This window comes from Mesorhizobium sp. M7A.F.Ca.CA.004.04.2.1 (assembly GCF_004022825.1).
In the GTDB taxonomy this organism is placed as follows: Bacteria; Pseudomonadota; Alphaproteobacteria; order Rhizobiales; family Rhizobiaceae; genus Mesorhizobium.
The window spans coordinates 1-8,728 of sequence record NZ_RZPH01000147.1; the positions used below are offsets into that span (position 1 = coordinate 1).

An 8,728-nucleotide genomic window follows, 5' to 3' on the forward strand; every position below is an offset into this window, starting at 1 on the left:
GTGCAGCACTTCTTCGAGCACTACAAGGATCTCGAGCCCGGCAAATGGGTCAAGATCGAAGGCTGGCACGATTCCAAATATGCCAAGAAGATGATCGTCGATGCGATCGAGCGGGCCAAGGCGAGCAAGTAGCCCAACTTCGTCATACCAGGGCGGAGCAGCCGCAAAGCGGCGTCGCGGAGACCCTGGTATCCATGCCGTGACGCCAGGCGACGTGTGCGGCGGAACGGAATTCTGCACCGCCGCGGCGGTGTTGATGTCGCGGCATGGATCCTCGGGTCTGCGCTGCGTCGCTACGCTCCTTGCTCCGCCCGTGGATGACGAAGCTACGGGTGCGATGCCCAATCTCCGCCGTGCTCAGTTATCCACCCGGCCAAAAGCCGGCACATTGCCGATGACGGTGCGCCTGTCCTTGCCGCAGGCGAAGGTGCGTGCCTTGTCGTCGGCAAGCTTGCGCGCCTGATCGTTGGCGGTGGGATTGCCGGTGGCCAGCACCAGGCCGACGGTGCAGCCGTCGCGGGCGTCCATCTGGCCGACCTTGGCGACGAGCAGCACCTCGGTCGGCTTTTTCTCGTCCTCGGGATTGCTGATCGAGCGGCGATGGATGGCTGCATAGGGCACAGCCTTGTCGCCGGTGGTCTCGATGCGCCATTCGATCTTGGCTCCGGACGAATTGAAACCGGAAAAGCTCTCCCAGACCGTTGTCATGTCGCCGCCGGGGGGAAAGCCGTAGAACAGCGATTCACGGGCATCGTCATAGGCTATCAGTACGGGATAGCCGCGATAGCCCGAACAGGCGAGTTCGGCCCAGTCGCCGTCGCCTTCCTCGGCCTGCGCGTAGGTCACGCAATCCTTTTTCGAATCCAGATCGGTGTAGGCGCTGGAAATGCCGTCGGCTTGCGCAGCCCGACCGAGACCGACCAGAACAAGCGGGATCAGAATGGCACGCATGGCGGTCAATCTCCGTTGCAAGCTGCCGCAGCGTAGCGCCAAACGTTATTTCTTCAAGCTCGCTTCAATCAGCAGGTCCGCGTTGCGGGCGACCGCTTGCGCCGGGCCGCCGAGCCCGAACAGCTGGCCACTGATATAGGCGCCTTCGATCAGCAGCAGAAGGCCGTCGCCGAGCGTGTCAGGGTCTTGCGCGCCCATCGCAACCGCCATGGCGCGTAGGCGGCGGCGCAATTCCTGCTTGTTGGCCTCGCTGACCACACGGGCCGGATGGCTGTGGTCGGGATATTCGACCGCCGCGTTGGTCATGCCGCAGCCGCGATAGTCCGCCACTTGCGTGCGCTTGCCGATGCGGGTCAGGAAAGCCTTGATCTGTGCGCGCGGGTCGCCGGGATGAGCGGCAACCGCCTCGTCGAAACGCTCCCAATATTCAAGATCGTACTGCCTGAGATAGGAGGCGGCCAGTTCATCCTTGGACGGAAAGCTGCGATAGAGGCTGGGCTTTGTGACGCCGGCACGTTTGACGATCTCGTCGACGCCGATCGCCCTGATACCGCGCCGGTAGAACAGGTCATAAGCCACATCGAGGATCTTCTTGGCTGCTTTCGGCGGCGCCGACGCATGATCGTCGCTGATGGTCAGATCAATATTTTTGTCGGTTGGCATCGTGTGGCTCGATTGACAATGTTACCGATCGGTACGTATACATACTCCACCTGCAACGTACCGGTCAGTAACATGATAGCTCAATCCCGCCCCTTTGGCCAGCGCTACGCTTTCGTCGTGGTCGGCGTGATCTTCCTTAGCCTGCTGGTCGCGGCTGGCCTGCGCTCCGCACCCTCGGTCATGATGCTGCCGCTGGAGAACAGTTTCGGCTGGCGGCGCGACATCATCTCGCTGGCCGCCGGTGTCGGCATCCTGCTTTACGGCCTGACAGGGCCATTTGCCGCAGCCCTGATGGAGCGCATCGGGCTTCGCCGCACGCTGCTGGCCTCGCTGGTGGTGATGTCGGGCTCGACCGCGCTCAGCCTGCTGATGACCAAGCCGTGGCATCTGTTCATCACCTGGGGCGTGTTCTCGGGCATTGGTTCCGGTGCTGTCGCCAGCGTGCTCGGCGCGACCATCGTCAACCGGTGGTTCAAGACCAATCGCGGGCTTGTCATGGGATTGATGTCGGCCTCCAGCGCCTCGGGCATGCTGGTGTTCCTGCCGCTGATCGCCGCGCTGGCGCAGTCGGGCGGCTGGCAGCCGGTTGTCATTGCGGTCGCGATCGCGACCGCTGCCCTGATACCGCTGGTCTGGCTGCTGGTGCCGGAGCGGCCGGCATCGATCGGCATGGTGCGCTACGGCGCCGAGGCTGACGACGTGCCGCCCACTCCGCCTGCGTCACAGGGCAATTTTCTGGCGCATACGTTCTCGACGCTGCGCCGTGCCGCCGGCACGCGGGTGTTCTGGTATCTGTTCGCCACCTTCTTCGTCTGCGGCTTCACCACCAACGGGCTGGTCGGCACGCATCTGATCGCGTTCTGCGGCGACATGGGCATCGGCGAAGTGCAGGCCGCCGGCCTGCTGTCGATGATGGGCATCTTCGACCTGATCGGCACGACGTTGTCGGGCTGGCTCACCGACCGCTACGATCCGCGCAAGCTGCTCGGCGTCTATTACGGCATTCGTGGCCTGTCGCTGATCTATCTGCCCTATTCCGGCTTCTCGGCCACCAGCTTGATCATCTTCGCCGTGCTCTACGGCCTCGACTGGATCGCCACCGTGCCGCCGACGCTGCGGCTCGCCAACGAGGCGTTCGGCGATCGCAGTGGGCCGATCGTGTTCGGCTGGATCGTCGCCGGGCACCAGATCGGTGCGGCCGCTGCCGCCGCCTTTGGCGGCACCATGCGCGAGCTGCAGGGCAATTACGAACTGGCCTTCCTGATCGCCGGCATGACGGCAATCGCCGCCGCCTGTATCTCGCTGCTGATCAACACCAGCAAGCCGGCGTTCGATCCGGAGCCGCAAGCGGCTTAGGCGCGACGCTAATCTCCCCCCTCGAGGGGGAGATGGCCGCGAAGCGGCCAGAGGGGGGTCGGTCCGACTGGGCTCGGCCTCTTGCGATAGAAGGAGGTTAGCGCTCCACGCGCGGCGACCCCCTCTGTCGCCTTTGGCGACATCTCCCCCTCGAGGGGGAGATTACCCTGTTCATTGTTATCAAAACTTCATCATCCCGAGATGCGCCTGAAACATTGACGCTGGACCTTGGTGGCGCCGTTCAAGCCACCAGGAGACAGCCATGAACAAGCTCTCGATGACCCGCCGCGCCTTCGTCACATCCGCCAGCGCCGTTGGCCTGGCCGGCGTCTCGAGCTTGGCGCTGCCCTATTATTCGCGCGCCAATCAGCGGCCTTCCTTCACCCATGGCGTCCAGTCGGGAGATGTCGACGCCACCAGCGGCATGGTGTGGACGCGCACCGACCGACCGTCGCGCGTCATGTTCGAGGTGTCGTCGACGGAGAATTTCGCCAGTGCGACGCGGCTGGCGCCGCTCGATACGTCGCCGGCCAGCGATTACACGGTCAAGCGGCTGCTCACCGACCTCGCTTCGGACCAGGATATCTTCTACCGCATGACATCGGCCGATCTCGCCGACATCAACGCCGTTTCGGAGCCGATCACCGGCCGTTTCAGGACGGCGCCAGCCTCGAAGCGCGACATCCGCTTTGCCTGGTCCGGCGACACCGCCGGCCAGGGCTGGGGCATCGATGAGACCGGCATGAAGACCTACGCCACGATCGGCAAGCACACGCCCGACTTCTTCCTGCATTCAGGCGACACCATCTATGCCGACGGCGCCATGAAGGACGAGGTCGACCTGCCCGGCGGCGGCAAGTGGAAGAACGTCGTGCTGATCGACGGCAAGCGCAAGGTCGCCGAAACGCTGGACGAGTACCGGGACCAGTGGAAATACAACATGATGGACAGGAACGTGCTCGGCCTGAGCGCCATCTGCCCGACTTTCTACCAGTGGGACGACCATGAAGTGCTGAACAACTGGTCGGATTCCAAGGATCTCAGCGCCGACAGCCGCTACACGGAAAAATCCATCCACGTGCTGGCGGCCCGCGCGGCGCGGGCTTTCCACGAGATGACGACGATCCGCTACGAACCGTCCGAGCCCGGCCGCGTCTATCGCAAGATCGCTTATGGGCCGCTGCTCGACGTGTTCTTCCTCGACATGCGCTCCTATCGCGGCCCCAATGGTCCCGACATGCAGGATGAGATGACGCCGCAGTCGCGCATGCTCGGCGAGCAGCAGACGAAATGGCTGAAGCGCGAACTGGCGAATTCGAAGGCGACCTGGAAAATCATCGCCGCCGACGTGCCGCTCGGCCTCGTCGTCTGGGACGACGGCACCAAGAAGGTTGGCGCCGAAGCGGTCAGCAATGGCGACAATGGCTTGCCAAAAGGGCGCGAGCTCGAGATCGCCGACCTGCTGCGCTTCATAAAGAATGCCGGCATCAGCAACACCGTCTGGCTCACCGCAGATGTGCATTACACGGCCGCGCATTATTACAACCCGGACAAGGCGCAGTTCCAGGAGTTCAATCCGTTCTGGGAATTCGTCTCGGGTCCGATCCATGCCGGCACGTTCGGTCCCAACGATTTCGACATGACGTTCGGTCCGGAGCTGAAGTTCATCAAGGCGCCGACCGCCGAACAGGGACAGAACCTGCCGCCCTCGGCCGGGCTGCAATTCTTCGGGCTCGTCGATATTTCAGGCGCCAGCGAGCAGATGACGGTGCGGCTGATGGATCGCGACGACAACGAACTCTACAAGGTGACGCTCGACCCGGTGCGGTCGGCGTAAGCGCGCTTCTCAACCCTCCCCCTTGTGGGGAAGGTCGGCGGCGGCTTCGCAAAGCGAAGCTGGCGAGACGGGGCGGGGGGTGAAGCGCTGACTAGTCCGGGTAGCAGACCATGGGAATATTCGGCCAGACGGCGCTGTCGCAGTTGGCGGAGTCCTGGCGCTGCTTGAAGGCGGCGCTGACCGGGCCGGTCACCATCGGGTCGACGCCGTCTGGTGCGTCGGCGAAAATCTGCTCGGCCGACTGTGCCTCTGACAGCAAGGCAGGCCGTGATTCCTTCATCGTCGCGGCTGACTGTGCGGCGTTGGCCGCCAGCAGGACGGCGAAGGCAACAGACGCGATGAGCGGCCAGAATCGGTTGAGTTTATCGGTCATGACGTTTGAACTGCCCGGGCCCCAAAGGGTTCCCGCCTTGGTTAACAAAATCATCTCACACGCAGATGCTTAAGATTTGATGAGTATTTGGTGACGCTCCTCCTCTTTCGCAACTGCGAAAAACCCTGTATGAGCCGCGCAACCGAAAGAGGCAGCGCCTTTTGGCCTGCTGCCTGCAACGCTTCCGAGACCAGAACATGAAAATCCGTAATATCGCGATCATCGCGCACGTCGACCATGGAAAGACCACCCTGGTCGACCAGCTTTTGAAGCAGTCCGGCTCCTTCCGAGACAATCAGCGCGTCGCCGAGCGCGCCATGGATTCCAACGACCTCGAAAAGGAACGCGGCATCACCATCCTGGCCAAGGCGACTTCGGTCGACTGGAAGGATACCCGCATCAACATCGTCGACACCCCCGGCCACGCCGATTTCGGTGGCGAGGTCGAACGCATCCTGTCGATGGTGGACTCAGCCATCGTGCTGGTCGACGCAGCCGAAGGGCCGATGCCGCAAACCAAGTTCGTCGTCGGCAAGGCGCTCAAGGTCGGCCTGAAGCCGATCGTCGTCATCAACAAGATCGACCGTCCGGACGCCCGTCACGTCGAGGTGGTCAACGAGGTGTTCGACCTTTTCGCGGCGCTCGACGCCACCGACGAGCAGCTCGACTTCCCGATTCTGTACGGTTCAGGCCGCGATGGCTGGGTTTCGGAAAATCCGGAAGGACCCAAGGACCAGCAGCTGGGACCGCTGTTCGACCTCGTCATCAAGCATGTGCCGGAGCCGACCGTTCATCCCGGCCCGTTCCGCATGATCGGCACCATCCTGGAAGCCAATCCGTTCCTCGGCCGCATCATCACCGGCCGTATCGAGAGCGGCACGCTGAAGGCCAACCAGCCGGTCAAGGTGCTGCACCATGACGGCACCCAGATCGAAACCGGCCGTATTTCGAAGATCCTGGCCTTCCGCGGCCTTGAGCGCCAGCCGATCGAAGAAGCGCAGGCGGGCGACATCGTCGCCATTGCCGGCCTGTCGAAGGGCACCGTCGCCGACACGTTCTGCGACCCGAGCGTAAGCGAACCGCTGCATGCGCAGCCGATCGATCCGCCCACCGTGACGATGTCGTTCCTGGTCAATGACAGTCCGCTGGCCGGCACCGAAGGCGACAAGGTGACCAGCCGCGTCATCCGCGACCGCCTGCTGCGCGAAGCCGAAGGCAATGTCGCGCTGAAGATCGAGGAATCGCCCGACAAGGATTCGTTCTTCGTCTCCGGCCGCGGCGAATTGCAGCTGGCCGTGCTGATCGAGACGATGCGCCGCGAAGGCTTTGAAATCGCCGTGTCGCGTCCGCGCGTCGTCATGCAGAAGGGCGAGAACGGCGAATTGCTGGAGCCGGTCGAAGAAGTCGTCATCGACGTCGATGAGGAGCATGCCGGCGTCGTCGTGCAGAAGATGTCCGAGCGCAAGGCCGAGATGGTCGAACTGCGCCCGTCCGGCGGCAATCGCCAGCGCATCGTCTTCCACGCGCCGACCCGTGGCCTGATCGGCTACCAGTCGGAGCTTTTGACCGACACGCGCGGCACCGCCGTGATGAACCGGCTCTTCCACGCCTATGAGCCCTACAAGGGTGAGCTGCCGGGCCGCACCAATGGCGTGCTGATTTCCAACGAACAGGGCGAATCGGTCGCCTACGCCATGTGGAACCTGGAAGATCGCGGCCCGATGGTCATCGATCCGGGCGTCAAGGTGTATCAGGGCATGATCATCGGCATCCATAGCCGCGACAATGATCTTGAAGTGAACGTGCTCAAGGGCAAGAAGCTGACCAACATCCGTGCCGCCGGCAAGGACGAGGCGGTCAAGCTGACGCCGCCGATCCGCATGACGCTGGAACGCGCGCTGGCCTGGATTCAGGACGATGAACTGGTCGAAGTGACGCCCAAGACCATTCGGCTGCGCAAGCTCTATCTCGATCCGAACGAGCGCAAGCGGTTCGAGAAGTCGTCCAAGGTGGTCGGCGCGGCGTAAGCTCTCTATTTTCCGACAGTCGATAGGGGCGGAGCAACCAGTGTTCCGCCCCTTTTTCGTTCATCCACCGGCAGCCGAGATGATGGCCTGCCGATCGGCCTCGCCGGCCAGATCGATGCGGATCGCGATTCCCGCGCGGGTAGGCTTGCGCAGGGCCTTTGCGCCATCCGGGTCAACGATGAGCAGCCGCCTCTCCTCCAGCGCCTGAAGCCGTGATCGCGAGATGCCGAGTTCGCCAGCGAGCAGCCGGTCGAGTCGCAGCGATGTCGGCATTTCCAGTCCAAGCTGGATCTCCAACACGGTCGCGGCTTCCCCGGTGTCGCCGAGCCTGCGCTTGTGAATGCTGACATCGGAGAACTCCTCGACGCGCCCGATCCGGTTGCGCAACGCGATTACATCGAAGGCATGACGGTGAGCGAGTGCAGGATCGTTGCGTTCGAGCGCCGCCAGCAGCGTCGGGTCGATGTCGCGGCGGTTGCAGCGCTCGAAAATGCCGAAATTCCAGGAGTTGTCGCAGTCGATGCAGCGATAGATCAGCCACACGTCGATGCGTTTGCCGTTGGCGTTGACGCGGAATTTCCCGCTGCTGCAATAGGCCTTCACAGTGCCGCAACGACTGCAGCTGATGAGCGGCCGAGGTGCGGTCTTGGGCGCGATTGCCCAGTGGATACGCTGGAGTCCAGACATGCCGATAAGCCCTTCCCGTCGGGAAGTTCATCAGGCCGGCGATGTCGAGATGCCCATGCGGGCGCGGCGTGGCGGTCGCTTGCTATGATCGGAAATCGGATGTCACGGGCGGCAGCGCGCAACAACGGTTCAGCAGTGCCAAACCGGTCTCGAACCGCCGCCCAGAAGAACACATGAAATGAAAACAGACACCGCGAATGCGGAGTCATGCAGTGTGTCGGGGGAGTTGACGAGACCGGCGGCTACGTAGGCAAAGTGACGCTCAAAATTGTTTCGCGGCGGCCTTTCTAGCCGCGAGATGCTGGACCGACAAGGGTCTTTTGTCGGTGCTACCGCAGCCGAGCCACTTGCGCTAATATCCGAAATCGAAGGTTTTCAACCAGAGACCCCGGTTATGCACCCCACCTCGCTCCTGATCTTCGCCGCCGCTTTGTTCGTTGCCGCCGGTTCGCCCGGCCCCTCGATCGCGGCGCTCGTTGCGCGCGTTATCTCGAAAGGGTTTCGCGACGTGTTCCCGTTCCTGCTCGCCATGTGGATCGGCGAGGGCATCTGGCTGTCGCTGGCGGTGTTCGGCCTGGCTGTCGTGGCGCAGACCTTCCATTTCGCTTTCGTCGTGGTGAAATGGGTCGGCGTCGCCTATCTCGCTTACCTCGCCTGGAAAATGTGGACCGCGCCTGTCGATGCAGAAGGGGGCGAGATGCCGCGCGAGGATTCTCCGGCAAAGCTGTTCTTCGCCGGCATGGCGGTGACGCTTGGCAATCCCAAGATCATGATGTTCTACCTGGCGCTGCTGCCGACCATCATCGACCTCGCCTCGGTCAGCATCGTCGGCTG

At 62.9% G+C, this 8,728-nt stretch carries 9 protein-coding genes; 5 read left to right on the forward strand and 4 right to left on the reverse strand.

Annotated elements, in window-relative coordinates:
• Nucleotides 1-132: inorganic diphosphatase (locus tag EN893_RS09450; protein ID WP_206640096.1), on the forward strand; the 132-nt coding region annotated here is incomplete at its 5' end.
• Nucleotides 133-357: 225 nt separating this feature from the next.
• Here the strand turns inward: EN893_RS09450 and EN893_RS09455 are convergent.
• Together EN893_RS09455 and EN893_RS09460 are read right to left on the reverse strand one after the other, a co-directional pair.
• Nucleotides 358-951, reverse strand: a complete 594-nt coding sequence (locus EN893_RS09455; protein ID WP_127267936.1) for a hypothetical protein — start codon at nt 949-951, stop codon at nt 358-360.
• A gap of 45 nt (nt 952-996) precedes the next feature.
• Nucleotides 997-1,614 (reverse strand): TetR/AcrR family transcriptional regulator, encoded by a 618-nt coding sequence (locus EN893_RS09460; protein WP_127267937.1) that lies wholly within the window; start codon nt 1,612-1,614, stop codon nt 997-999.
• 72 nt (nt 1,615-1,686) lie between these two features.
• Between EN893_RS09460 and EN893_RS09465 the strand changes: the two genes are divergently transcribed.
• Nucleotides 1,687-2,970: an MFS transporter gene (locus EN893_RS09465; RefSeq protein WP_127267938.1), complete on the forward strand. Its 1,284-nt coding sequence runs from the start codon at nt 1,687-1,689 to the stop codon at nt 2,968-2,970.
• Nucleotides 2,971-3,232: 262 nt separating this feature from the next.
• The gene (locus tag EN893_RS09470; RefSeq protein WP_127267939.1) at nt 3,233-4,807 is read left to right on the forward strand and encodes an alkaline phosphatase; all 1,575 of its coding nucleotides are present in this window, start codon (nt 3,233-3,235) and stop codon (nt 4,805-4,807) included.
• Between the two features lie 91 nt (nt 4,808-4,898).
• On the opposite strand, the gene EN893_RS09475 is transcribed toward EN893_RS09470, so the two are convergent.
• Nucleotides 4,899-5,180 carry a hypothetical protein gene (locus EN893_RS09475; protein ID WP_236382934.1) on the reverse strand — a complete coding sequence of 94 codons (282 nt, stop codon included), beginning with the start codon at nt 5,178-5,180 and terminating at the stop codon, nt 4,899-4,901.
• 197 nt (nt 5,181-5,377) lie between these two features.
• Between EN893_RS09475 and typA the strand changes: the two genes are divergently transcribed.
• Nucleotides 5,378-7,207, forward strand: a complete 1,830-nt coding sequence (gene typA, locus EN893_RS09480; protein WP_023811726.1) for a translational GTPase TypA — start codon at nt 5,378-5,380, stop codon at nt 7,205-7,207.
• Between the two features lie 60 nt (nt 7,208-7,267).
• Here typA and EN893_RS09485 read toward each other — a convergent pair whose 3' ends face one another.
• Nucleotides 7,268-7,894, reverse strand: coding sequence for a DUF1062 domain-containing protein (locus EN893_RS09485; protein ID WP_127267941.1), 627 nt, complete (start codon nt 7,892-7,894; stop codon nt 7,268-7,270).
• Nucleotides 7,895-8,288: 394 nt separating this feature from the next.
• Between EN893_RS09485 and EN893_RS09490 the strand changes: the two genes are divergently transcribed.
• Nucleotides 8,289-8,728, forward strand: a 440-nt coding sequence (locus EN893_RS09490; protein ID WP_164900779.1) for a LysE family translocator, incomplete at its 3' end; no start/stop codon positions are given.